The organism is Amycolatopsis sp. lyj-90, from assembly GCF_046549035.1.
Taxonomy (GTDB): Bacteria; Actinomycetota; Actinomycetes; order Mycobacteriales; family Pseudonocardiaceae; genus Amycolatopsis.
Genome location: NZ_JAJPWP010000015.1, coordinates 142,321 through 166,199 on the forward strand (window position 1 = coordinate 142,321; position 23,879 = coordinate 166,199).

The following is a 23,879-nucleotide window of genomic DNA, read 5'->3' on the forward strand; positions in this document are numbered from 1 at the left end:
CGGGCCGCCCCGGATCACTGTTCGCCAGGTCACGTGCGTTCTTCCCGTGACAAGGCCCTGAGACCCAAGTCACTGAAAGGAGGTTGTCGTACGACCGTTTCCGATATATCGTGAACGTGTCGGAACATTACGTAGAGAGGATTCACATCATGCGAGGACGACCTTTCCCTCCAGAACACGGCCGACCCGCCTTCGGGCCCTGGGCACGCGGCGGCTTCGGCGAATTCCCCCCGCCTCCCGGATGGGGCCCCGGCGGACCCGGCCACCGGCATCGCCACGGCCGTCGCGGTGGCCCCGGCGGACGGCGCGGCAAGCGCGGTGACGTCCGCGCCGCGATCCTCGCGCTGCTTTCCGAGCAGCCGAGGCACGGCTACGAGATCATCCGCGAGATCGGCGAGCGCAGCGGCGGCTTCTGGAAGCCGAGCCCCGGCTCGGTCTACCCGACGCTGCAGATGCTGGCCGACGAAGGCCTGGTGACCAGCAAGGACGAGGGCGGCAAGAAGCTGTTCGAACTCACCGAGTCCGGTCGCGCCGCGGCCGAACAGCAGGACGCCGTTCCGCCGTGGGAGCAGATCGCCCACGACGTCGACCCGGCCGAGGTGAACCTGCGCAAGGCGGGGGCGACCCTGGCCGCCGCGGTCATGCAGGTCATGCACGCCGGCAGCGAGGCACAGCAGTCCCGCGCCGTCGACGTGCTCAACGAGGCACGCCGGACGATCTACGGCATCCTCGGCGAGGCCGACGACGACACCGCTCAGGCCGAGGCGTCCGCCGAGGACGCGGAGTGACCTGGCACGACGAGGCCGGTGGGCTTGACGCGCGTATGCACGCGATAGCCCACCGGCAGCGTCATCCGCGCTTCACCGGCGCCTGACGAAACCTCGTTGAGGCGCCGGACCTCCGCGATCGCCTTCGCCGCGACCGGAGCGCTGAACTCGATCTTCAGCACCGCCTCCATCGCGGCGGCGTCTTCGAACTCCCACCGCGTCATCACCTTGCGGCAGTCGAATCCCTGACGGGCGAAGAACTTTTCGACGCCGGGCGGGTCGTAGTGCGGCAGATCCAGCCGCATCCAGCGGCCGTAGGGCTCACTCGTCACGTCGAGATCCACGATCATCAAGGTCCCTCCGGGCCGCAGCACCCGCTCCGCCTCACGAAGGCCGGGCTCACAGCCGGGACCGAAGAAGTAGGCCGTCCGCGCGTGGACGACGTCGAAAGCCGCGTCCGGCACCGGAAGCCGCTGCGCCCGGCCCTGCCGCACCTCGACGTTCGGCAGTTCGCCGACGCGAAGCCGGGCGGCGCGCACGAGCGGCTCGTGGGGTTCGATCCCGAGCACCGACCGCGCCGTCTCCGCGAAGCGCGGCAAGTGGAATCCGTCACCACAGCCGAGGTCGAGCACGTCCGCCCCGGACCAGTCGCGGCGCCCGGCGAGCACCCGCCAAATCTCGTCATCGACGTCCTGCGCGCGGTTCTCGACCTCGTACGCCTTTTGGTAGTACCAAATGTTCGGACTCGGCAGTACTTCGTCGCCGCCGCGGCGAAAAGAGGAGACAGCTCGGGGAAACCAGCGCACGGAAGCTCCAACGATGGGACAGCGGGCCGGGTTCCGGGCCATCCGGGTCGAAATCTTTCACGGAAACAATGCGGATAGCGACTAGACTTTACTCCCACCGGTAAGGGAGAACCGCATGTCGCTTGGCTCGGCCGCTCACACTTCCGTCATCCCGTCAGGAATCCCGTGCTGGATCGAACTCGCGTGCAGAGACGAAGCGGCCACACAAGCCTTCTACAGCGGACTTTTCGACTGGGAGTTCACCGTTCAGCGTGATCCGGCGACGCCGAACGGCCGGTACTCGATCGCGACGCTGAACGGCGTCCCGACCGGTGGTCTGTACCGCTCGGGCACGGACGGGCCGTCCGGCTGGAGCGTGCACATCTCGGTGCCGCAGGCGGCCGCGGCCGCCGAATGGGTGGACAGTCTCGGTGGCCGGGTCACCCTCGGGCCGATGACGATTCCCCACCGCGGCAACATCATCCACGCCGTCGACGCGTGCGGCGCGCACGTCGTCTTCTGGGAACCGCCCGCCACCTGGGAGTTCGCGACGGGGGTGCCCAACACCTTCAGCGGCGCGGATCTCAACACCCACGACGGCGCGGCGGCGGATCACTTCTACTGCCGCCTCTTCAACTACACCAGCCACCAGATCGGCGACGGTACCTCGCTCGACTACGCCGAATGGCTCATCGAGCACGAACCGGTGCTGTACCGGTACGTGATGGGCTCGGAATACCGGGCGGACACTCCCCCGCACTGGATGGTCTACCTCGAGCTCGATCCGGCCCGGGGCGCGGACGCCGCGGCGGGGCAGGCCTTGATGCTCGGCGGCGCCGTCGTGGTCCAGCCCTACGACACCCCGTACGGCCGGATGGCGATCCTCGCCGATCCGGACGGTTCGGTGTTCGCCGTGATCGACCACTCTCGGGCCATCGAGGGCTGGGGCAGCGCCGAAGTCGACGATCCTTACGACGACTGAGCCGAAGAGCCGGGGTGACGGTCACCCCGGCTCTCGCGTCAGAGACCCGACCAGAATCCGCAGTTGTGCACCGTCGCGAGGTCGGCCGGGCCGATCTCGCCCGGCGCGAGCGACTGCGTCTTCGGCGTGGGACGCCACTTCGGCAGGTCTTCCCCGTTCGGATTCCCGGTCCGCGCGAATCCGGTCCAGTATTGAATCATTTGCGCCGCGAGCTTCTGTTGCGCCGGAGTCAATTTCCCCGGAGACGCGGTCATATCAGACAAATATGCCAATTCGGATCCGTGAGAAGCGCCGGAACGCATTCCGGTCGGCATAGGGGCGAGCGGCGGAGCGTCCCGATCGGCGAACTCGTAGCCGTAAGTCCGGGTGCGCTCGCGCAGCAAGCGCTCGGTCCCGGCCTGAGGGCAGCCCCAGGTCCGGTCGGTCATGGCGTCCGCGAACGCCATCGCCGGGCTGCCGTGCTTCGCCGACGGGTACTCGGCGGCGACGAGCGGCGCCTTGTCCTTGAACGCGGTGCGCAGCAGTTCCTGGTAATGCTCCTCGGTGAACGGCTGCCCGGGATACAGGGCGACGAGCAACCTGGCCTCGTCCCTGGTGACCCCGGTCAGCACCGGCACGCGGGCGAAGCGCCCGGTCTTCAGGGCGGTCGCCGGATGCTCGGGCAGCAGGCCGGTATGGAACGCGGGCGTCCCGAGCGGCTGGTTCACCAGGTCCTTGACCGGAAGCCGCCGGAGACAGGCGACGTCGGCGCAGCCCAGCTTCTTCGCGGCGTCGGCTCCCATGGCCTCGACGTCGGCGCGGGGCAGGAACGGCGATCCCGCGGGCACACCGGGGAGGAACCCGTCGTCGGGCCAGGTCAGGGTGCACGGACCGCTCTGGATGATCGCGCGGTGGAACAGTCCCGCCGCGGACGGGGACGCCAGCTGGGCGCAGGTGCTCATCGCGCCGGCCGATTCCCCGAACAGGGTCACGTTCCGGGGATCGCCGCCGAAAGCGCGCGCGTTGCGCTGCACCCAGCGAAGTGCGGCTTGCTGGTCTTCGAGCCCGAAGGCGCCCGAGTCGCGGCCGAGCTCGGGGTGGCCGAAGAAGCCGAACACGCCCAGCCGATAGTTCACGGAGACCACGACGACGTCCCCGCCGAGGGCCATCCGCTTGAAGTCGTAGTCACTGCCCGCGCCGGAGGTGAAGCCGCCGCCGTGCACCCAGACCATCACCGGCCGCGGTCGACGCGCCGGTTCGGCCGGGCTGATCACGTTGAGATACAGGCAATCTTCGCTGTCGCTCGGTGCCGAGCCGAGGCCCGGCGCCTGCGCACACCGGGGCCCTGGCTTGCTCGCGTCCCGCACGGCGGTCCACGGTTCGGGTCTCTTCGGTGGCGCCCAGCGCAGGTCGCCGACCGGTGGCGCGGCGAACGGAATGCCTTGGAAACTCCGGTATCCGCCGGTACTCACCCCGCGAACGGAACCGGAATCCGTGCGGACGACCGGGCTTTCGCCCGCCTCCGCCACGGTCGCCGTCAGGGCTCCGAGCGTCACGACGCTCAGTGCCAAGGTCAGAAGTCGCTTACTCATCCGTCGAGTTCGCATACTCCGACCTTGGCCCAGCGCACCGGGCTTGTCACACGGGTTCGCCTAGACGGGGACGAACGCCGAGAGCAGGAGCCAGGAGACGACGGCCGAGGGGAGCAACGAGTCGAGCCGGTCCATCAGCCCGCCGTGCCCCGGCAGCATGTTCCCCATGTCCTTGACCCCGAGATCGCGCTTGATCAGCGACTCGACGAGATCGCCCAGTGTCGCGGTGCAGACGATCGCCGCGCCGAACAGCACACCCTGCCAGGCTTGCCCCTCGAGCAGCAGGCTCAGGGTCAGCGCGCCGGCGACCACACCGGCCACGAGCGAACCGGCGAAGCCTTCCCAGGTCTTCTTCGGGCTGATGGTGGGCGCCATCGGATGCTTGCCGCCGAGCACACCGGCGATGTAGCCGCCGGTGTCCGAGGCGACGACGCCGATCATGAACGCCAGGACGCGGCCGACGCCGTCCTCGGGCGGGACGAGCATCGCGGCGAAGGCACCGAAAAGCGGGATGTACGCGACGGCGAAGACCGACGCGCTGATGTCACGCAGGTAGCCGTCCGCGCCGCCGGGCAACCGCCACAACAGGCAGACGAGCACCGTCAGCACGAACGCCGTCAGCGCACCCTCGCGACCGTACGGCCACGCCAGCCAGATCATCGCCTGACCGCCGACGAGCACCGGGACCAGCGCGATCTGGATGCCCGCGGCCCGCTTCAGCGCGCCGGCGAGCTCGATCGTGCCGACCGCGATGGCGATCGCGATGATGCCGATGAACAAAAAGCGCACGGTGAGCAGGGACGTGACGATCGCCGCCCCCAGCAGCAGCCCGACCCCGATCGCGGCGGGCAGGTTGCGGCCGGCGCGGGAAACCTTCTGCGCCGGTTCCGGCACGGTTTCGAAATCCGGCGCTGTGGCCGGACCCGGTTCCGGGTTGTCCACCCGGTCCTCGCGTTCCTCGCTCACCTGGCTCATCAGACCTCGAGTAGCTCGGCTTCCTTGTGTTTCACCAGCTCGTCGACCTTGTGCGTGTACGAGTCGGTGAGGTTCTGCAGTTCCTTCTCGGCGTGGACGACCTCGTCCTCGCCCGCCTCGCCGTCCTTCTTGATCCGGTCCAGCTCTTCCTTGGCCTTGCGGCGGACGCTGCGGATCGAGACGCGGGCGTCCTCACCCTTGGCCTTCGCGACCTTCACCATCTCCTTGCGGCGCTCTTCGGTGAGCTGCGGGATGACGATGCGGATCACGTTGCCGTCGTTGCTCGGGTTGACGCCGAGGTCCGACTCGCGGATCGCCTTCTCGATGGCGTTGAGCGAGGTCTGGTCGTAAGGCTTGATCAACGCCATCCGGGCTTCGGGGATGTTGACGCCCGCCAGCTGGTTCAGCGGGGTCGGCGCGCCGTAGTAGTCGACGACAACGCGCGAGAACATCCCGGGGTGGGCCCGGCCGGTGCGCACCGACGACAGGTCCTCCTTGGCGACGGACACCGCTTTTTCCATCTTCTCCTCGGCGTCGAGGAGGGTCTCGTCGATCACGGCAACTCCCGTTGTTGTGTATTCGTACCGGTTGCGAAGAACAGAGCAGGACTACGCGGGTACCCCGTCGGCGGGGGTGTCGACCAGGGTGCCGATCCTCTCACCACTGACCGCGCGAGCGATGTTCCCCTCGGTGAGCAGATTGAACACGATGATCGGCATGTTGTTGTCCATGCACAGGCTGAACGCGGTGGCGTCGGCGACCTTGAGGTCCCGTTCCAGCACCTCGCGGTGGCTGATCTCGTGGAACATCTCGGCCGTCGGGTCGCTCTTCGGGTCCGCGGTGTAGACACCGTCGACGGCCTTCGCCATCAAGACGGCTTCACAACCGAGTTCGAGCGCGCGCTGCGCGGCGGCGGTGTCGGTCGAGAAGTACGGCATGCCGACCCCGGCGCCGAAGATGACGACGCGGCCCTTCTCCAGGTGACGCTCGGCGCGGCGCGGGATGTACGGCTCGGCGACCTGCCCCATGGTGATGGCGGTCTGCACGCGGGTGGGCAGGCCCTCCTTCTCCAGGAAGTCCTGCAGTGCCAGGCAGTTCATGACGGTGCCGAGCATCGCCATGTAGTCCGCGCGGTCACGGTCCATGCCGCGCTGCGACAGTTCCGCGCCGCGGAAGTAGTTGCCGCCGCCGATCACGACGGCGATCTGCACGCCCGTGCGCGCGACGTCGGCGATCTGCTGAGCGACCGAGTGCACCACATCCGGATCAACCCCGATGGATCCGCCGCCGAACATCTCGCCGCCCAGCTTCAGCAGCACCCGCCGGTATCCGCCTTCGACCCGGACACCCATGTCGCCCTCCCTAATGCTCTGAACCCGACTGTGCCCCGTCCCCGATGGACGGAGACGGGGCACAGTGGTGACTCTTGTGTTCCGCGCCTGGATCAGGCCTGGCCGACCTCGAACCGGGCGAACCGGCTCACGGTCACGCCGGCCTCGTCGAGCAGGGCCTTGACGGTCTTCTTGTTGTCCTTGACCGAAGGCTGCTCGAGCAGGACGTTGTCCTTGTAGTAGGAGTTGACCTTGCCCTCGATGATCTTGGGCATGGCCTGCTCCGGCTTGCCCTCTTCGCGGGCGGTCGCCTCGGCGACGCGGCGCTCGTTCTCGACGATCTCGGCCGGGACCTCTTCGCGCGTGAGGTACTTGGCCTTGAGCGCGGCGACCTGCATGGCGGCCCCACGAGCGGCCTCGGCGGCGGCCTCGCCCTCACCGGTGTACTCGATGAGCACGCCGACGGCGGGCGGCAGGTCCGCACCGCGACGGTGCAGGTAGGTGGCGGTGGTGCCTTCGTAGGCGGCGACACGGCGAAGCTCGAGCTTCTCGCCGATGCGCGCGGCCATCTCCTGGACGGTCTCGTCGACGGTCTTGCCGTCGAGCGAGGCGGCCTTCAGCTTCTCGACGTCGTTCGTCTTCTCGGCCTTGGCGACCTCGACGATCTTCGCGGCGAGGGCCTGGAAGTCCTCGTTCTTCGCGACGAAGTCGGTCTCGGAGTCGAGCTCGATCAGCACGCCGTCCTGGCCGGCGACGAGGCCCTCGGCGGTGGCGCGCTCAGCGCGCTTGCCGACGTCCTTGGCGCCCTTGATGCGCAGGAACTCGACGGCCTTGTCGAAGTCGCCGTCGGTCTCCTCCAGCGCCTTCTTGCAGTTCATCATGCCCGCGCCGGTCAGCTCGCGGAGGCGCTTCACGTCTGCGGCGGTGTAGTTCGCCATCGTGCGTTGTCCGTCCTTTTCAGGTACGAGAAAGTCTTTTGGGAAGAGGTGACCCGCGGGGCCGCCCGGAGGCGGCCCCGCGGGCTGGTGGATCAGGAGGAGGCGGTGGCCTGCTCGGCCGGAGCCTCGACGGGCGCCTCGGCGGGAACTTCGGTGGTCGCGCCGGTCGCGGCGGCGGCTTCCTTGGCGTCCGCGGCGGCGGTCTCGGAGCCGGCGAGCAGCTCCTTCTCCCACTCGGCCAGCGGCTCGTCCGTGGCGACGACACCCGGCTCGGGCTTGGTGTCGGCGGAGCCACCGTTGCGGCTGGAGCGCGCCATCAGACCGGCGGCGGCGGCCTCGGCCACGACCTTGGTCAGCAGCGCGGCCGAACGGATCGCGTCGTCGTTACCCGGAATCGGGTAGTCGACCTCGTCCGGGTCGCAGTTGGTGTCGAGGATCGCGACGACCGGGATGTTGAGCTTGCGAGCCTCGCCGACGGCGATGTGCTCCTTCTTCGTGTCGACGATCCACACGATGCTCGGCACCTTGGCCATGTCGCGGATACCGCCGAGGGTCTTCTCGAGCTTGTCCTTCTCACGGGTGAGCGTGAGGATCTCGCGCTTGGTCAGGCCGGCGAAGCCGCCGGTCTGCTCCTGCGACTCGAGCTCCTTCAGGCGGAGCAGACGCTTGTGCACCGTCTGGAAGTTGGTCAGCATGCCGCCCAGCCAGCGCTGGTTCACGTAGGGCATGCCCACGCGGGCGGCCTCGGAAGCGATGGCCTCCTGGGCCTGCTTCTTGGTGCCGACGAACATGATGGTGCCGCCGTGCGCGACGGTTTCCTTGATGAACTCGAACGCACGGTCGATGTAGGTCAGCGTCTGCTGAAGGTCGATGATGTAGATGCCATTGCGCTCGGTGAAGATGTAGCGCTTCATCTTCGGGTTCCACCGACGGGTCTGGTGCCCGAAGTGCACGCCGCTGTCGAGCAGCTGCTTCATGGTGACGACGGCCATTGCCGGAATCAACCTCTTCTGTGTCGTGCGCGCCCGGCTCCGCCGGGACCGCGCTTTTCGGTTCGTCGCTCACGGCCGGGTGGCCGATCGCCCTGGTGCAGATGCTCGGGCCCGGACCCGGGAGTGAAGTGACCCCAGGGACCGCCGGACCGTTTACCCCCGTCTGTCCTGACCCTCCGTGAGGAGATCGGCCATCGGGAGCGCGCACGTGCACGCGAAGTCAGCCCGCTGACGCGGACCGCGCAAAGAAGTCTACTCCCCGTCGTCACCGCCTACCGCACCGGCAGCCCCTGATGAGAGCGGTTGTCCACAACCGGCTCGGTTATCCACAGATTCCACCGGCGCGCCCCGCCCGCCACGCCGGGCGCCCAAGCTGGAACACATGACGATGACGACCTGTTCCCGCCCTGTCACCAGGCATTCTTTCGCGATCGACCGCACCGGCGGCAGGCACCGCCGTCCGGGGCGCCCACGACGCCTTCCCCGCCTCGCGGTCCTCGCGACCGTGCTCGCGATCCTGACCTCTTCGGTGATGCCGGGAACGGCCAGGGGCGCCCCGATCCCGCTGGGACGCCTCTCTTGGCCGCTCTCCCCGGCACCGAGCGTCACCAGGTACTTCGAGCCGCCGTCGACGCCGTACGGCCCCGGCCACCGAGGCGTCGACCTCGCCGCGTCGCCCGGGACGAACGTGCTCGCGGCCGCCGAGGGAGTGGTGATGTTCGCCGGGCAGGTGGCGGGCCGCGGGGTGATTTCGATCGATCACGAAGGAGGCCTGCGCACCACCTACCAACCCGTCGCCCCGATGGTCACCGCGGGTGATCAGGTCTACCGGGGTCAGGTGCTCGGGACCCTCGCCGCGGGCCATCCGGGCTGCCCGGAACCGGCTTGCCTGCATTTCGGCGTCCGGCGGGGCGAGGAGTACGTCGACCCGCTCGCGTTGATCGGCGAGCCGTCGGAGATCCGCCTCAAACCTTGGGAAGGAGACTAGGGCGCAAGTCCCGCCGCCAGGCACGGCATTCACGTGACGGTGGCGCGGGCGGGCGTCAGGCCTGCTCGACCAGTTTCGCGCGCAGCCGCATGACGGCGCGGGTGTGCAGCTGGCTGACCCGAGACTCGGTGACGCCGAGGACCTTGCCGATCTCGGCGAGGGTCAGGCTCTCGAAGTAGTAGAGGCCGACCACGATCCGGTCGCGTTCGGTGAGCTGGGCGATCGCCTGTGCCAGCTGGCGGCGGTTGTCCTGGTCGACCAGGACGGCCACCGGATCGACGGCGCCGTCGTCGGGCAGGGTGTCGACCAGCGAGCCGCTGTCCTTGCCGGCGGCGACCAGGTCTTCCAGCGCGATGACGCTGGTCAGCTGCATCTGGCCGTAGAACTCGCGCAGATCGTCGACGCTGATTTCGAGCTCGGCCGCCAGTTCGGCGTCGGTCGGCGTGCGGTTCAGCCGGGCGCCGAGGCGTTCCAGCGCGCGTTCGGCCTCGCGGGCCTTGCTGCGCACCGCCCGGGGGACCCAGTCCTGGGAACGGAGGTCGTCGAGGATCGCGCCCCGGATGCGCTGCATGGCGTAGGTCTCGAACCGCAGTCCCCTGGCGGGTTCGAACTTCTCGATCGCGTCGACCAGGCCGAAGATCCCGGACTGGATCAGGTCGCCGACGTCGACGTGGGTCGGCAGGCCGGTGCCGACGCGGCCCGCGACGTATTTGACCAGCGGGGCGTAGTGCAGCACGAGCCTGTCGCGCACGATCTGGTCCGGCGCCTCGGTGAACTCCCGCCACAGCGCCTGGATCCCGGCGTCCACCTCGTAGCCCGACCGCGATTCGGACGCGACGGCAGGACCGTTCCCGCCGGGACGGTGTTTCCCGGCGGCTTCGGTGACATGTGGGTCGGCGGTCATCGGACCGCCGTTCTCAGCATGCGACTCAGGGTGGTCTCCGTGCTCGTGCTCGTGCGGATGCGCGTGCGCCGCCGGTCCGGGCCGCCGGGTCACCTGCCGAGTCCTCCCCGGCATCATCGGGCCCGGGGGTGTGCGCGGTCGTGGATCGCCTTCAGCCGATCGACGGTCACATGAGTGTAGAGCTGCGTTGTGGCCAGCGTAGCGTGACCAAGCAGTTCCTGAACGCTCCGAAGATCGGCACCGCCTTCGAGCAGATGGGTGGCCGCGGAATGCCTCAGGCCGTGCGGCCCCATGTCGTTCGCGCCCGGCACCGAGCCGACGGCGTCATGGACGACCCGGCGGGCCGCCCGCGGGTCGAGCCTGCCTCCCCGGGCACCCAGGAAGAGCGCGGCTTCGGTCTTCCCCTTGGTTTCGACGGCGAGCTTTCCCCTGCCCTCGTCCAGCCACACCCGCAGGGCCGCTTCGGCGGGGACGCCGAACGGCACGACGCGTTCCTTGCCGCCTTTGCCCAGCACGAGCACGACACGGCGGGAGAAGTCGACGTCGCCCGTATCCAGTCCGCACAGTTCCGAGACCCGCACACCGGTCGCGTAGAGCAGTTCCACGATGGCACTGTCCCTCAAGGCCACCGGGTCCCGCTGTTCGGCACCGGCGGCTGAGAAGCGCATGACCTCGCTCGCCTGCTCCGCCCGGAGGACCCCGGGGAGCTTGCGGTGCGCGCGCGGCGCCACCAGCCGGCCGCCCGGATCGGACGCGAGCGCCCCGCCTCGATGAGCCCACGCGGTGAAGGTGCGCGCCGCGGCCGCTCGCCTGGCCAGTGTCGTCCGGCTGGCCCCTTCTTCGCGTTGCCGGGCCAACCAGCCACGCAGCGTCCCGATGTCGAGATCCTCGAACCGGCCGCCGTTCCCGTCCACGAAGCCCGTCAGCGACACCACATCGCCGAGATAGGCACGCACCGTGTGCGCGGACAGCCCGCGCTCGAGGGAAAGGTGCCGCTCGTAGTCGTCGATCAGCTTCCGGACAGGCTCCGGCAGCGCCGCACGGGCGGCACGCAGATCGGGTCTGCGGGCGCGTTTTCCCGTGCCGTGGGGACCTTCGGTCGACGGCATGCCGATCACGCTGCGCGATGTACGGCGGATGGTCAAGTATCGCCGCACCCTGTTGTGGTGTCCGTGGTCGGATCGTGCCGGGATGGCGTCTCGGGTGTAGGCCAGTCAGGTCTTGGCGATCCGTCTTCGCCACCCTGCGTCACCCCTTTCCGCGAAGCCGTCGAGTTCCAGCTCGGGAAGCAGCGCGCGGACGCGCTCGACCGGGACGCCGGACTCGGCGGCGATCCGTTCCTCGGGCCTCGCCGACCGTTCGGACAGCGCGTCGTGGACTCGCAGCGCCTCCGGGCCGAGCCGATCGGTGCGGCGGCGCGGTTTCGACGGATCCGCGGTGGGCTGCCCGAGCCGTCCGGCGGTCTCGAGGATCTCGTCGACCGAGGTCACCAGCGTGGCCTCGCCTTCGCGGATCAGCGCGTGGCAGCCGGCGGACATCCCGGACGACACCGGCCCTGGCATCGCCATCACGACCTTGCCCAGTACCCCGGCCGTACCGGCGGTGTTCCGCGCGCCGCTGCGCCTGCCCGCCTCGACCACGACCGTCCCTTCGGTGAGTGCCGCGATGAGCCTGTTCCGGACGAGGAAGCGATGCCGGGCGGGCGAGGTTCCCGGCGGGTACTCGCTGACCACCGCGCCGGTCTTCCCGATGGTGCGCAACAAGGTCGTGTGCTGGGCCGGGTAACCGGCGTCGATTCCGCAGCCGAGCAGGGCGACCGTGGTGCCGCCACCGCTCAGCGCACCCCGGTGGGCCGCGCCGTCGATGCCGTACGCCGCCCCCGAGAACACCGGAATCCCCCTGCTTGCCAGGTGGTAGCCCATCTCGGCCGCGCAGTGCTCGCCGTACTCGGTCGCCGCGCGGGCGCCGACGATCGCGATCGCCTGGTCCACCGCCTCGTCGAGCCTGGCCGGGCCGCGGACCCACAACGCCAGCGGAGGTGCCGTCCCGGAGACGCCCCTGTTCTGGGCGACGGCCAGCGAAAGCAACGGCCAGGCAGGCCATTCGCCGTCTTCCGGGATCACGAGCCGGGTCTCGTCGGCGGCCGCCCGCTCCAGATCACGCTCGGCATAGTCGTGCGCTCGGCGCGCGGCCGTCTCGTCGCGCACCTTCGGCGGGCACTCGGCCAGCCGTACCCGTTCCGCGGCAAGGACCGGGCCGTGTTCACCGACGAAATCGGCCAAGGCGGGTGCCGGGGGCTCGGCCACGCGCAGCAGATACGACCGCGCGATCCGTTCGGCCTCGAATTCACTCATCCGGATGACCTCTCCCGGAAGTTCAGGGCGGCCGCGACCTCGTCCGCTTCCGGGCTCTCGGCGCCTTTCAGGTCGGCGAGCGTCCAGGCGATGCGAAGGCAACGGTCCGCGCCGCGCGCGGTGATCGCACCCCGCTCGAGCGCCCGGTCCAGTAACGCCGTGACCTGCGGTGGCAGGGCGAACTCACGGCGCAGCGCCGGGCCGGGCACTTCCGCGTTCGTCGGCCAGCCCTGCTCCGCCCAGCGTTTTCCGGCTCGCTCGCGCGCCTCCAGCACCCGTTCCCGGACGGCCGCCGACGGTTCGGGCGGCTCGCTCAGGTGCGCGCTGAGCGCGGACAGCGGCCGCAACCGAACCCGCAAATCCACCCGATCGAGTAGCGGGCCGGACAGCCTGCCCAAGTACCGCCGGCGCGCGGCCGCCGAGCACGTGCAATCGGCGTCCTTCGCCGGGGCGCAGGGGCAGGGATTGGTCGCCAGCACCAGTTGGAAGCGTGCCGGATACCGGACGGCGCCTTTGACCCTCGCGATCCGCACTTCGCCCTCTTCGAGCACCGTGCGCAGCGACTCCAGCCGTTCCGGGCCGAACTCGCAGACCTCGTCGAGGAACAGGATTCCCCGATGCGCCCTGCTGATCGCCCCGGGCACGGCCAGCCCGCTGCCACCGCCGATCAGGGCGGGCACGCTGATCGAATGATGCGGCGCGACGAACGGCGGCACGGTGACCAGCGGTGCGGACCGGGAGAGTGAGCCGTCGATCGAATGGACCGCGGTGACCTGCAACGACTCTTCCGCCGTCAGCCGCGGCAGGAGGCCGGGAAGGCGTTTCGCGAGCATCGTCTTGCCCACCCCGGGAGGACCGGTCATCAACAGGTGATGCCCGCCCGCCGCGGCCACTTCCAGTGCCCACCGCGCTTCCGGCTGTCCCACGACGTCGACGAGATCGGGAACCCGAGGCGGCTCCTGGTCGGCGAAGGGCTCGGGCCGGGCAAGTTCCCCTTCGCCTTTGAGCCAGTCCACGAAATCGCTCAGCCGGGCTACCCCGCCGACCTCCAGACCGTCCACGAGAGCGGCTTCGAACAACGACTCGGCGGGTACGACCGCCCGCCGGTATCCGGCGTTGCGCGCCGCCAGCAATCCCGGCAGCACCCCGCGGACGGCCCGCACCCTCCCGTCGAGGGCGAGTTCGCCGAGCAACACGGTGCCCAGCAGTTTTGTGGCCGGGACCGCCCCCGTCGCCGCCAGGACCGCCGCCGCGATGCCCAGGTCGTAGCCGGAGCCCACCTTCGGCAGGTTCGCCGGGGACAGGCCGAGGATCACTCGTTCGTCCGGCCACGTCTGCTGCGAGTTGCGGACGGCGGACCGGACGCGATCCTTCGCCTCCTTCAAACCCGTGTCGGGCAGCCCCACCATCGTCACCTTCGGCGAGCCGCCGCCGATGTCGGCCTCGATCTCGATCATCTTGCCGTCGACGCCGAGAAGCGCGACGGACCAGGCCTTCGCCAGCGCCATTCAGAACGCCGCCTTGATATGCCGGACACGCGGCTGGGCTCCGGGCCGGGCGACGATCGCGACGATGTCGTAGCGGACGGGGCACCAGCGGAGCATGAACGTGCGCTGCCACTGGTGCGCGAGACGGCGGATGCGGTCCGCCTTGTCCGGGGTCACCGCCTCGGCGGGGCTGCCGAAGCCCATCCCCGTCCTGGTCTTCACCTCGCAGAAGATCAGGCGTTTCGTATCCGTCGCGACCAGGTCCAGTTCGCCGTCGCGGCAACGCCAGTTGCGGCTCAGGACGACGTAGCCCGCCTTCTCCAGATGCCGGACCGCGAGTTCTTCTCCCCAGCGCCCCAGCTCGATGTGCGGCGCCCCGGCGGACGGCTGTTCTGCCGTGCTCGTCATCTCGATCCCCCTCAGCGATCGTCACAGTGCGTGTGCGATCAACGCTGCCAGGGTGATCGGGCGGCGACCAGACTCAATCCGCCCGCCTGTGGACAACCGGGGTGTTGTGGATAACCCGGGCGCGATCCGGCCTCGCGGGACGAAAGCGTCGGCGGTCCGTGCTAAGCGCCCCGCAAGTACGTGAAGGCCCCCTTCACTGCGTCTAGCGCAGTGAAGGGGGCCTTCACGTACTTGCGAAAAGATCAGCCGGAGAACGGACCGTCCTCGGGCAGCCGGAGATCCGGTTTGTCGAGCTCCTCGACGTTGACGTCCTTGAACGTGATGACCCGGACGTGCTTGACGAACCTGGCCGGCCGGTACATGTCCCAGACCCACGCGTCGGACATGCGGACCTCGAAGTACACCTCACCGCCGCCGTCGCGCACCTGCACGTCGACGGCGTTGGCCAGATAGAACCGCCGCTCGGTCTCCACCACGTACGAGAACTGGCCGACTATGTCGCGATACTCGCGGTAAAGCGAGAGCTCCATCTCGGTCTCGTACTTCTCGAGATCCTCTGCGCTCATGAAATCCGCGCCCCTCCTCGCGATTCTGCTGATATTCCAGCGGCGGAGCGTTCATTGTTACCCACGTAAGGGCCGAGGGCACGTATCGGCACGCTCGGGTTTTCCAGTGCCGCGACGGTCAGCACGACCGGGTGAGGCGGGCGGGCCCGGTGCGCGGCCGCCGCGGTGGCCACATTCGCGTACGACCAGCGGTGTACCGGACTCGGGCCGTGCGTGGTCAGCGCCGCGCTGTGGTCGGTGGTGCTGTAGCCCTTGTGGACGTCGAAGCCGTAGTGCGGGTGGACGTCGTGCAGATCGCCCATGATCCGGTCCCGCGTGACCTTGGCCAGCACGGATGCCGCCGCCACGCACGCGACGGCCTTGTCTCCCTTGATCACCGGCACACTCGGCGCGGGCAGCCCGGAGACACGGAATCCGTCGGTCAGGACGTACCCCGGAGTGTTCCGCAGCGCCGAAACGGCACGCCGCATGCCTTCGAGGTTCATGACGTGGATGCCGAACAGGTCGACCTCGGGCGCTGGGATGACGATGACCGCGTAGTCCAGCGCACGCTGGACCACCCGGTCGTAGACCCGATCGCGGGCCTTGGCCGTCAGGACCTTGGAATCGGTGAGCTCGGGAAGCCGGGCCGCGTCGCCTGAACGCAGGACGCAGGCGGCCACGACGAGCGGGCCGGCGCAAGCACCGCGCCCTGCCTCGTCGACACCGGCGACGGGCCCGAGGCCCCGCCGGTCCAGCGCACTCTGCAACCCCCAGAAGAGGTCGCCACGCACCACTGCCCGCGGCGGCCGAAGCGGCTCGGCCGGTGTGAGCGGAACAGGAACTCTCAAGGCCTTACCGCCTCCGGTCGACCGCCTTGCGCACTCCGGACGTCATCCGCCTGCCGAAGAAGACCACGGGCCACGCCGCGGCGACGCCGACACCCAGGGGAAGCCCCTGTTGCCAGGCGGGCGCGCCCAGAGCCAGCGGCTGCGCGTTCGCCTGCGGGTTGTGGTCCGAAACGCCACCCCAGCGGCCCGGCGGGAGCACGATGACCCGCGCCTTGCCGATGATGTTGTCCACCGGGACGGCACCGTTCACGCCGCCGCCGCCCTGGAACCGGGAGTCGCTCGAGTTGTTGCGGTTGTCGCCCATCACCCAGACGTATCCGGCAGGCACCTTGACCGGCTCGAACGTCTTCTCGGTGGGCGCCATGCCCTCTTCCCAGTGGACGTACGGCTCGTCGAGAGCCTTGCCGTCCACGACGACGCGGTTGTTGTCGCAACACTGCACCGTCTGGCCGCCGACAGCGATGATCCGCTTGACGAAGTCACGCTCGTCCGGCGGCGCGAACCCGATCAAGGATCCCAGCGCGCGGAAGCCGGTGACGAAGATGTTGCTGGACTCTTCCGTCTGGATCTCGCCCGCCCACGCCGGCGGTCCCTTGAAGACCACCACGTCGCCCGGGCCGGGATCACTGAAGTCGTACGTGATCCGATCGACCAGGATCCGGTCGCCCGTGCATCCCGCGCAGCCGTGCAAGGTGGTCTCCATCGATCCCGAGGGGATCATGTAGACCTTGGCGAGGAACTGCTGGATCAAGATCGTCAGCACGAGGGCGACGACGATCAGGATCGGCAGTTCCTTCCAGAACGACCGCTTCTTGTTGACCTTGCCGAATTTCTTGGATCCGGATCGGCCCCGTCGGGAGGCCCTGGTCGGGCGCTCCTCGTCGGGACGATCGGGCTCATCTTCGGAGGTGTTCTGGGACACGGGTTCGACCACGACGCCAGGTTACCTGTAACCGTGCGGCTACCTACTTGGCGGAGGTCGTCTCGCGGTTTTCGCGGCGCTCCTTGATCTTGGCGGCCTTGCCGCGCAGCTCGCGGAGGTAGTACAGCTTCGCGCGGCGGACGTCGCCGCGCTTGAAGACCTCGACCTCGGCGATGTTCGGCGAGTGCACCGGGAAGGTGCGCTCCACGCCGATGCCGAACGACACCTTGCGGACCGTGAAGGTCTCGCGGATGCCGCCGCCCTGGCGACGCAGCACGACGCCCTGGAAGATCTGGTTACGCTCGCGGTTGCCCTCGATGACGCGGACGTGAACCTTGAGCGTGTCGCCCGGTCGGAAGTCCGGGATGTCGGAACGCAGTGACTGCGCGTCCAGCGCGTCCAGGGTGTTCATCGGTGGTCCGTCCTCGTCTTCGTATGGCTTATGTGCAGCTTGGGCGCGCAGTGTCGGGCACTGCGACCTACCCGGGGGCTGATGGCGTTCCGGTGTACGGCGCCGGCTGTTAAGCCGCGCGTCCACTCACGCCAACCTGTCAAGTATTGCAGACCAGGACTCAGGTGCTTGACCCGGCCTGGCCGGTGCCCTCGTCCAACCGGTCGAGGACCTTGAGATCGTGCTTGTCGAGACTACCTTCGGGCAGCTGGCCGATGAGCTCCGGCCTGCGCCGTACGGTGCGTTCCAGCGCCTGGTCGCGGCGCCAGCGGTCGATCAGCGCGTGGTTGCCCGAGCGCAGGACGTCCGGCACGGCCAGGTCGCGCCAGACCTCGGGCCGTGTGTAGCTGGGTCCTTCGAGCAGGCCGTCGGAGAACGAGTCCTCCTCGGCGGAGCGGGCGTTCCCGAGCACTCCCGGCAGCAGCCGGACGACGGCCTCGACCATCACCAGCACCGCGGCCTCGCCGCCGACCAGCACGTAGTCGCCGATCGAGACCTCGTCGACGGGCATCCGCTTCGCGGCGTCGTCGATCACCCGCTGGTCGATGCCCTCGTAGCGGCCGCACGCGAACACCAGGTGCTCCTCGGCGGCGTACTGGTGGGCCATGGCCTGGGTGAACGGCCGTCCGGCGGGGGTGGGGACCACGAGCCGGGTGTTCTCGCCGCAGACTTCGTCCAGGGCGGGGCCCCAGATCTGCGGTTTCATCACCATGCCGGGCCCGCCGCCGTACGGGGCGTCGTCGACAGCGCGGTGGACGTCGTGCGTCCAGTCCCGCAGGTCGTGCACGCCGACCTCGATGAGGCCGCGGTCGATCGCGCGCCCGAGCAGCGCGGCGCGGAGCGGGTCGAGGTACTCGGGGAAGATCGTGACGACGTCGAGGCGCATCAGGCGTCCAGCAGGCCTTCCGGCGGGTCGAGGACCACGCGGCCGCCCGCGACGTCGACCGACGGGACGATCGCCTTCACGAACGGCACCAGGACCTCGCGTCCGTCGTGCTCGATCGACAGCAGTTCCCCGGCGGGCGAGTGCACGATTTCGAGCACCTTGCCGACGAGCGTGCCGTCGGTGAGTTCGGCCCGCAGGCCTTCGAGTTCGTGGTCGTAGAACTCGTCGGGGTCTTCGGTGGGCGGCAGCGTCGAGGTGTCGGCGATCAGGAGCGCGCCGCGGAGGGTCTCCGCGACGTCCCTGGTCAGCACCTCTTCGAAACGCACCAGCAGCCGCCCGCTGTGTTCGCGGGCGGCTGCGATGGTGAGATTCCGGCTGCTGCCGTCACGCAGCTTCGTCATGACGGCCGAACCGACGGCGAACCGCTGTTCCGGCGAGTCCGTGCGTACGTCCACCGCGAGTTCCCCGCGGATTCCGTGCGCCTTGGCGATACGGCCGACTACGACGTCCATCCGGTGTGTTCCTGCGTTTCCTGTGTCCTTGGTCAGCGATCGGTGTCGACGACGTCCACGCGGACGCCGCGGCCACCGATGCCGCCCATGACGGTGCGCAGGGCGGTCGCGGTACGACCGCCCCGGCCGATCACCTTGCCGAGGTCGTCGGGGTGCACGTGCACCTCGAGCGTCCGGCCACGACGTGTGGTCAGCAGCTCGACCCGGACCTCGTCCGGGTTGTCGACGATCCCGCGCACCAGGTGCTCGAGGGAGTCAGCGAGGAAACTCACGCCTCGGCCTTGTCACCCTCGGCGGCCTCGGCCTTGTCGGCTTCGGCCTTCTTCGGGGCGGACTTCTTCTTCGGCGTGGTGGCCTCGGCGGAGGCCGAGTCACCGGCGGCGGCGAGCGCGGCGTTGAACAGGTCCTGCTTCGACGGCTTCGGCTCGGCGACCTTCAGGGTGCCCTCGGCGCCCGGCAGGCCCTTGAACTTCTGCCAGTCACCGGTGATCTCGAGGATGCGCTGGACCGGCTCGGTCGGCTGGGCACCGACGGACAGCCAGTGCTGGGCCCGCTCGGTGTCGACCTCGATGAAGCTCGGCTCTTCCTTCGGGTGGTACTTGCCGATCGTCTCGATGGCCTTGCCATCACGGCGGGTGCGCGCGTCGGCGACGATGATGCGGTAGTACGGCGCACGGATCTTGCCGAGACGCTGAAGCTTGATCTTGACGGCCACGGGTGTGGGTACTCCTCAGTTCTCTCTGATGCATGTGGAAGGCGTACGAGAGCCGAGTGGGGAACGGCTACGCACACCCGAAGGTCCGGAGCTCGGGCGCGGTGAGAGGGTCCGGCCAAAGCAGGCAAGCGTACATTCTGCCAGACGCCGGACGGCCGTCAGAACGCGGCTATCCCAAGCGAGGCGAGCAGGATCGTCACGGCCGGGAGGAAGTTGTTCACCTGGTGGGCGACCACGCTGCCGAGCAATCGCCCGGTGAACACCCTGGCGAGCCCGATCGGGATCGCGATCACCAGCAGCAACGTGGTGCGCAGCGGCTCGAGGTGGCTCGCCGCGAAAACGGCCGTGGAGACCAGGAACGCCGCGATCCTCCCCCAGCGTTCGGTGCGCCACTGCAACCGCTCGACGGCGCCCCACAGGAGACCGCGGTAGATGATCTCCTCGCAGATCGGCCCGACCAGCCACAGGTAGATGAACATCACGACGGCCGCCGACACCGACATCCGCCGGTCCTCGACGAGCGCGCTGATCGCCGAAGTCGCGTTCTCGTTGCCCACGACCTGCGTCCAGGCCCAGGCGGCGAGCGAGGTGAACCCGAGCCCGAGCACCCCGAGTTTGAGCCCGACCTTGACGTCGGCCCAGCTCCAGCCGATCCGGAGATCGGCGAACGGGCCGTTGCCGCGCAGCCGGGTGATCAGCAGCGCGACCCCGGCCGCGACCATCGTCGGCACCATCGTGCCCAGCAGCACCATGCGCATCGGCAAGGGCTGACCGGGCTGGACGTCGCCGAGCAGGACGCTGATGAACGCCGCCGAAGCGAGGAGAACGGCCTCCACCAGGAGGAAGGCCCCGAATCCCCAACGATGCGGCAGTGGCGTACCGGGGGCGGCCACCTCACCTCCGGCAGCGAGTTCGTCCGGCGGCGCGGCCTCGGGGATCGGCTCCCTGGGCTGAGATACGGTCACGCCGATCCTCCGGTGATCGTTCGGTTACTCACAGACTCTAGCCGCCTGGACCGGCGATCACCTCGCCGCGAAGAGCAATACAGCCGGTGGGAGGTTGTTGGCCGCGTGCGCGATGACGGCCGCGCTCACCCGGCCGGACAGGTAGCGGGCGAGGCCGATGGCGATGCCCTGGCCGAACAGCGCGATCGTGCGCGCGGCCTCCCCGTGCAGCTGGGCGAACACCAGCGCGGTGATCAGCAGGATCACCCACGAGGGCAGGCGGTGGAAGCCCATCGCGTTCCAGAGCGTGCCGCGGAAGAGCAGTTCCTCGGTGACCGGGGCGGCGAGGACGACGATGACCGCGGCCAGTACCAGCCAGACGGTGTCGCCTTCGGTGGTTCCGGACAGCTCGGTGATCGGCCCGGGCGAGACGTCGGAAATGGTCCTGTCTGCACCGTCGGTCCCGTAGACGGCCAGCAGGAGCAGGTTGAGGAGGTACCCGGCGGCGAGCGCGGCCGCTCCGCAGGCGAGCCCGATCCGGACGTCGCGCCAGGTCGGCTTGAGCCCGAAATCGGTGCGGAGCCCCCGTCCCCAGTGCCGCGAGCCGATCACGGGGCCGAGACCGAGCACGAGGGTCGGCAGGAACGCGAGGATCAGCAGCGGGCCGACGTCACGGAGTTCGAGAGGGTCGTAACCGCCGAAGCGACCCGACATCACGAAGCTCATGACGAGCGTGACGAGGTGGTATCCGGCGATGCCCGCGAAGAACGCTACGAACCCCCAGTGCGCTCCGAGCACCAAACGCTCGCGAGCCTGCCCGTCGTCCACCACGCCTCCACGCTAGGTACCGCTCCGGTCACTGGTGGAGTCGGGTCAGGCGTAGATCTTGCCACGCAAGACGATGTGGCTCGGATGCCGGAGCACCGCGAGGTCTTCGCGCGGGTCGGACGGGTACACGAGCAGATCGGCCGAAGCGCCGTCGACGATCCCGGGCACGCCGAGCCACTCTCGGGCGGCCCACGAAGCCGAAGCGAGCGCCTGCTCGGCGGACATCCCCGCCTTGTGCAGCGCCTCGATCTCGTCGACGAGCCTGCCGTGCTCGACCATTCCGCCCGCGTCGCTGCCGGCGTACACCCGGACGCCCGCCTCGATCGCCGTCGAGACCATCTCGCCGACGCCGGCGTGCAGCGCGCGCATGTGGTCGGCGTACACCGGGTACTTGCCCGCCTTTTCGGCGATACCGGGGAAGTTCTCGATGTTGATCAGTGTCGGCACGAGCGCGATCCCGCGTTCGGCGAGGACGCCCAGCTGGTCCGGCGTGAGTTCCGTGCCGTGTTCGAGGCAGTCGATACCCGCGTTGATCAGCCCCGGCAACGCGGCCTGGCCGAAGACGTGCGCCGTCACCTTGGCGCCCTCGGCGTGCGCGACGGCGATGGCCTCGGCGAGGACGTCGTCAGGCCACAGGGGCGCGAGGTCGCCGACGCCGCGGTCGATCCAGTCCCCGACGAGCTTGACCCAGCCGTCGCCGTCACGGGCCTGCTCGGCGACCGCCTTCGGCAGCTCGGACGGGTCTTCGAGTTCGATGCCGAGGCCGGGGATGTAGCGCTTGCGCAGGGCGAGATGCCGTCCGGCGCGGATGATCCGCGGCAGATCGGCCCGTGCCTGCAGCGGCCGGACGTCGATCGGCAGGCCGCAGTCGCGGATCAGCAGCGTTCCGGCGTCGCGGTCGACGATCGCCTGCCCGGCGGCCTCTTCGAGGGTGGTCGCACCGCCGACCCCGATGCCGGGGTGGCAATGCGCGTCGACCAGCCCGGGAACGAGAAAGCCTTCCCGGACAACGGTTTCCGCGCCGGCGACCGGTTCGGTGCTGACGCGGCCGCCGGTGATCCACAGCTCACGGTGCTCGCCGTCCGGCAGGACGACGCCCGCCAGATGCAGAGCCTCCACGGCTACTTGTCCTTCGGGAACTTGAACTTCGTGGGGTCGAAGCCCGGTACGTCGTTCATCCCGCCGAGCTGGGAGAGGTCGGGCATCCCGCCACCGGCGCCGCCGGGCATCCCGCCCGGGGGCAGCATCGGCATGCCGCCGGGGAAGCCGCCGCGGACCTTGGGCTGCGTCGGGCCGCGCCCCTTGCCCTTCTTCCCCTTCTTGCCCTTGCGGGTCTTGCTGCCGCCGCCTCCGCCGCCGAAGCCGAAGCGGCCCGCCATCTGCGCCATCATCTTGCGCGCCTCGAAGAACCGGTTGACCAGGTCGTTGACGTCGCGGACGGCGACACCCGAGCCCTTGGAGATCCGGACCCGGCGCGAAGCGTTGATGATCTTCGGGTCGGCCCGCTCGGCCGGGGTCATGCCGCGGATGATCGCCTGCAGCTTGTCGAGCTGCTTGTCGTCGACCTGCGAAAGCTGGTCCTTCATCTGACCGGCGCCGGGCAGCATGCCGAGCAGGTTGCCGATCGGGCCCATCTTGCGGACCGCGAGCATCTGCTCGAGGAAGTCTTCGAGGGTGAGCTGGCCGCTGCCGAGCTTGGCCGCGGTCTGCTCGGCCTTCTCCTGGTCGAAATGCTGTTCGGCCTGCTCGATGAGGCTGAGCACGTCGCCCATGCCGAGGATCCGGCTGGCCATCCGGTCCGGGTGGAAGAGGTCGAAGTCCTCGAGCTTCTCACCGTTGGACGCGAACAGGATCGGCTGGCCGGTGACCTGGCGGACCGACAGCGCGGCACCACCGCGGGCGTCACCGTCGAGCTTGGTGAGCACGACGCCGGTGAACCCGACGCCGTCGCGGAACGCCTCGGCCGTGGTGACCGCGTCCTGACCGATCATCGCGTCGACGACGAACAGCGTCTCGTCCGGCGAAACGGCGTCGCGGATGTCCGCGGCCTGCTTCATCAGCTCTTCGTCGACGCCGAGACGGCCGGCGGTGTCGACGAGGACGATGTCGTGCTGCGCGCGCTTGGCCTCGTCGATGGCGCGGCGGGCGACGTCGACCGGGTCGCCGACCCCGTTGCCGGGTTCGGGCGCGAACGTGGTGACCCCGGCCCGCTCGCCGACGACCTGCAGCTGGGTGACCGCGTTGGGGCGCTGAAGGTCACAAGCGACCAGCAGCGGCGCGTGGCCCTGCTTCTTCAGCCAGAGCGCGAGCTTTCCGGCGAGGGTGGTCTTACCGGCACCCTGCAGACCCGCGAGCATGATCACCGTCGGCGGGTTCTTCGCGAACGTGAGCCGCCTGGTCTCGCCGCCGAGGATGGTGACGAGTTCCTCGTTGACGATCTTGATGACCTGCTGCGCCGGGTTCAGCGCGCCGTGCACCTCGGCACCCTTGGCGCGTTCCTTGATCCGGGCGATGAAGTCCTTGACCACGGAAAGCGCGACGTCCGCCTCGAGCAGCGCGATCCGGATCTCGCGCGCGGTGGCGTCGATGTCGGCGTCCGAGAGCCTGCCCTTGCGAGACAGCGTCTGCAGGGCGGACGTGAGCCGATCGGAGAGGGTGTCGAACACGGGTGTGCACGCTCCAGCTGGGTCGTTGTGGCATGCCGGTACGAACCGGCGGCTTCCCAGGGTAGTCGGTGTCCGGG

General features: G+C 69.3%; 27 protein-coding genes. 3 read left to right on the forward strand and 24 right to left on the reverse strand.

What is annotated here, in order from left to right; all coding sequences use genetic code 11:
• Positions 1–149 precede the first annotated feature (149 nt).
• Positions 150–788, forward strand: coding sequence for a PadR family transcriptional regulator (locus tag ACLJPX_RS41235; protein WP_410605633.1), 639 nt, complete (start codon positions 150–152; stop codon positions 786–788).
• Here ACLJPX_RS41235 and ACLJPX_RS41240 read toward each other — a convergent pair.
• On the reverse strand, positions 755–1,573 hold the full coding sequence (locus ACLJPX_RS41240; RefSeq protein ID WP_410605634.1) for a class I SAM-dependent methyltransferase: 819 nt from the start codon (positions 1,571–1,573) through the stop codon (positions 755–757). The two genes, ACLJPX_RS41235 and ACLJPX_RS41240, sit on opposite strands and share 34 nt — an antisense overlap.
• 115 nt (positions 1,574–1,688) lie before the next feature.
• Between ACLJPX_RS41240 and ACLJPX_RS41245 the strand changes: the two genes are divergently transcribed.
• Entirely contained in the window at positions 1,689–2,534 is an 846-nt protein-coding gene (locus tag ACLJPX_RS41245; RefSeq protein WP_410605635.1) for a VOC family protein, read from the forward strand.
• Between the two features lie 38 nt (positions 2,535–2,572).
• Here the strand turns inward: ACLJPX_RS41245 and ACLJPX_RS41250 are convergent, their stop codons facing one another.
• From ACLJPX_RS41250 to rpsB, 6 genes are all read right to left on the reverse strand, one after another.
• Entirely contained in the window at positions 2,573–4,105 is a 1,533-nt protein-coding gene (locus ACLJPX_RS41250; RefSeq protein ID WP_410605636.1) for a carboxylesterase/lipase family protein, read from the reverse strand.
• Between the two features lie 60 nt (positions 4,106–4,165).
• Positions 4,166–5,080 carry a phosphatidate cytidylyltransferase gene (locus ACLJPX_RS41255; RefSeq protein WP_410605637.1) on the reverse strand — a complete coding sequence of 305 codons (915 nt, stop codon included), beginning with the start codon at positions 5,078–5,080 and terminating at the stop codon, positions 4,166–4,168.
• Positions 5,080–5,637, reverse strand: coding sequence for a ribosome recycling factor (gene frr, locus ACLJPX_RS41260; protein ID WP_101609641.1), 558 nt, complete (start codon positions 5,635–5,637; stop codon positions 5,080–5,082). Before frr ends, ACLJPX_RS41255 begins: the two co-directional genes overlap by 1 nt.
• Positions 5,638–5,688: 51 nt before the next feature.
• Positions 5,689–6,432, reverse strand: coding sequence for a UMP kinase (gene pyrH / locus ACLJPX_RS41265; protein WP_005154669.1), 744 nt, complete (start codon positions 6,430–6,432; stop codon positions 5,689–5,691).
• A 92-nt stretch (positions 6,433–6,524) separates the two neighbouring features.
• The gene (gene tsf / locus ACLJPX_RS41270; protein WP_410605638.1) at positions 6,525–7,349 is read right to left on the reverse strand and encodes a translation elongation factor Ts; all 825 of its coding nucleotides are present in this window, start codon (positions 7,347–7,349) and stop codon (positions 6,525–6,527) included.
• Positions 7,350–7,441: 92 nt separating this feature from the next.
• The gene (gene rpsB / locus ACLJPX_RS41275) at positions 7,442–8,341 is read right to left on the reverse strand and encodes a 30S ribosomal protein S2 (protein WP_101609643.1); all 900 of its coding nucleotides are present in this window, start codon (positions 8,339–8,341) and stop codon (positions 7,442–7,444) included.
• A 382-nt stretch (positions 8,342–8,723) separates the two neighbouring features.
• On the opposite strand from rpsB, the gene ACLJPX_RS41280 reads away from it, so the two are divergent.
• Positions 8,724–9,329: a M23 family metallopeptidase gene (locus tag ACLJPX_RS41280; protein WP_410605639.1), complete on the forward strand. Its 606-nt coding sequence runs from the start codon at positions 8,724–8,726 to the stop codon at positions 9,327–9,329.
• 55 nt (positions 9,330–9,384) lie between these two features.
• Here the strand turns inward: ACLJPX_RS41280 and ACLJPX_RS41285 are convergent, their stop codons facing one another.
• From ACLJPX_RS41285 to ffh, 17 genes are all read right to left on the reverse strand, one after another.
• The gene (locus ACLJPX_RS41285; RefSeq protein WP_410605640.1) at positions 9,385–10,233 is read right to left on the reverse strand and encodes a FliA/WhiG family RNA polymerase sigma factor; all 849 of its coding nucleotides are present in this window, start codon (positions 10,231–10,233) and stop codon (positions 9,385–9,387) included.
• 113 nt (positions 10,234–10,346) lie between these two features.
• A complete protein-coding gene (locus ACLJPX_RS41290) occupies positions 10,347–11,342 on the reverse strand; it encodes a tyrosine recombinase XerC (protein WP_410605641.1) in 996 nt (331 codons plus the stop codon).
• 105 nt (positions 11,343–11,447) lie between these two features.
• The gene (dprA, locus tag ACLJPX_RS41295) at positions 11,448–12,587 is read right to left on the reverse strand and encodes a DNA-processing protein DprA (protein WP_410605642.1); all 1,140 of its coding nucleotides are present in this window, start codon (positions 12,585–12,587) and stop codon (positions 11,448–11,450) included.
• Positions 12,584–14,095 carry a YifB family Mg chelatase-like AAA ATPase gene (locus ACLJPX_RS41300; protein WP_410605643.1) on the reverse strand — a complete coding sequence of 504 codons (1,512 nt, stop codon included), beginning with the start codon at positions 14,093–14,095 and terminating at the stop codon, positions 12,584–12,586. The genes dprA and ACLJPX_RS41300 overlap by 4 nt, the downstream gene beginning before the upstream one ends.
• Entirely contained in the window at positions 14,096–14,482 is a 387-nt protein-coding gene (locus ACLJPX_RS41305) for a YraN family protein (protein ID WP_410605644.1), read from the reverse strand.
• A 242-nt stretch (positions 14,483–14,724) separates the two neighbouring features.
• Positions 14,725–15,048, reverse strand: a complete 324-nt coding sequence (locus ACLJPX_RS41310; RefSeq protein WP_003096226.1) for a DUF2469 domain-containing protein — start codon at positions 15,046–15,048, stop codon at positions 14,725–14,727.
• Positions 15,045–15,824 carry a ribonuclease HII gene (locus tag ACLJPX_RS41315; protein WP_410605696.1) on the reverse strand — a complete coding sequence of 260 codons (780 nt, stop codon included), beginning with the start codon at positions 15,822–15,824 and terminating at the stop codon, positions 15,045–15,047. The genes ACLJPX_RS41310 and ACLJPX_RS41315 overlap by 4 nt, the downstream gene beginning before the upstream one ends.
• Positions 15,825–15,882: 58 nt before the next feature.
• Positions 15,883–16,812: a signal peptidase I gene (lepB, locus tag ACLJPX_RS41320; RefSeq protein WP_410605645.1), complete on the reverse strand. Its 930-nt coding sequence runs from the start codon at positions 16,810–16,812 to the stop codon at positions 15,883–15,885.
• Positions 16,813–16,843: 31 nt separating this feature from the next.
• Entirely contained in the window at positions 16,844–17,212 is a 369-nt protein-coding gene (gene rplS, locus ACLJPX_RS41325; RefSeq protein WP_005154717.1) for a 50S ribosomal protein L19, read from the reverse strand.
• 160 nt (positions 17,213–17,372) lie between these two features.
• A complete protein-coding gene (gene trmD, locus ACLJPX_RS41330; RefSeq protein ID WP_101609650.1) occupies positions 17,373–18,137 on the reverse strand; it encodes a tRNA (guanosine(37)-N1)-methyltransferase TrmD in 765 nt (254 codons plus the stop codon).
• Positions 18,137–18,649 carry a ribosome maturation factor RimM gene (gene rimM, locus ACLJPX_RS41335; RefSeq protein WP_101609651.1) on the reverse strand — a complete coding sequence of 171 codons (513 nt, stop codon included), beginning with the start codon at positions 18,647–18,649 and terminating at the stop codon, positions 18,137–18,139. Before rimM ends, trmD begins: the two co-directional genes overlap by 1 nt.
• Before the next feature lie 32 nt (positions 18,650–18,681).
• Positions 18,682–18,921 carry an RNA-binding protein gene (locus tag ACLJPX_RS41340; RefSeq protein ID WP_003103110.1) on the reverse strand — a complete coding sequence of 80 codons (240 nt, stop codon included), beginning with the start codon at positions 18,919–18,921 and terminating at the stop codon, positions 18,682–18,684.
• Entirely contained in the window at positions 18,918–19,364 is a 447-nt protein-coding gene (gene rpsP, locus ACLJPX_RS41345) for a 30S ribosomal protein S16 (RefSeq protein ID WP_005154724.1), read from the reverse strand. The genes ACLJPX_RS41340 and rpsP overlap by 4 nt, the downstream gene beginning before the upstream one ends.
• 158 nt (positions 19,365–19,522) lie before the next feature.
• Complete coding sequence (locus tag ACLJPX_RS41350; protein WP_101609652.1) at positions 19,523–20,329, reverse strand: CPBP family intramembrane glutamic endopeptidase; 807 nt, start codon at positions 20,327–20,329, stop codon at positions 19,523–19,525.
• A 57-nt stretch (positions 20,330–20,386) separates the two neighbouring features.
• Positions 20,387–21,136, reverse strand: a complete 750-nt coding sequence (locus tag ACLJPX_RS41355) for a CPBP family intramembrane glutamic endopeptidase (protein ID WP_410605697.1) — start codon at positions 21,134–21,136, stop codon at positions 20,387–20,389.
• 45 nt (positions 21,137–21,181) lie between these two features.
• Entirely contained in the window at positions 21,182–22,255 is a 1,074-nt protein-coding gene (locus ACLJPX_RS41360) for an amidohydrolase family protein (protein WP_101609654.1), read from the reverse strand.
• Between the two features lie 2 nt (positions 22,256–22,257).
• Positions 22,258–23,802, reverse strand: a complete 1,545-nt coding sequence (gene ffh, locus ACLJPX_RS41365) for a signal recognition particle protein (protein WP_410605646.1) — start codon at positions 23,800–23,802, stop codon at positions 22,258–22,260.
• Between the last annotated feature and the right edge of the window lie 77 nt (positions 23,803–23,879).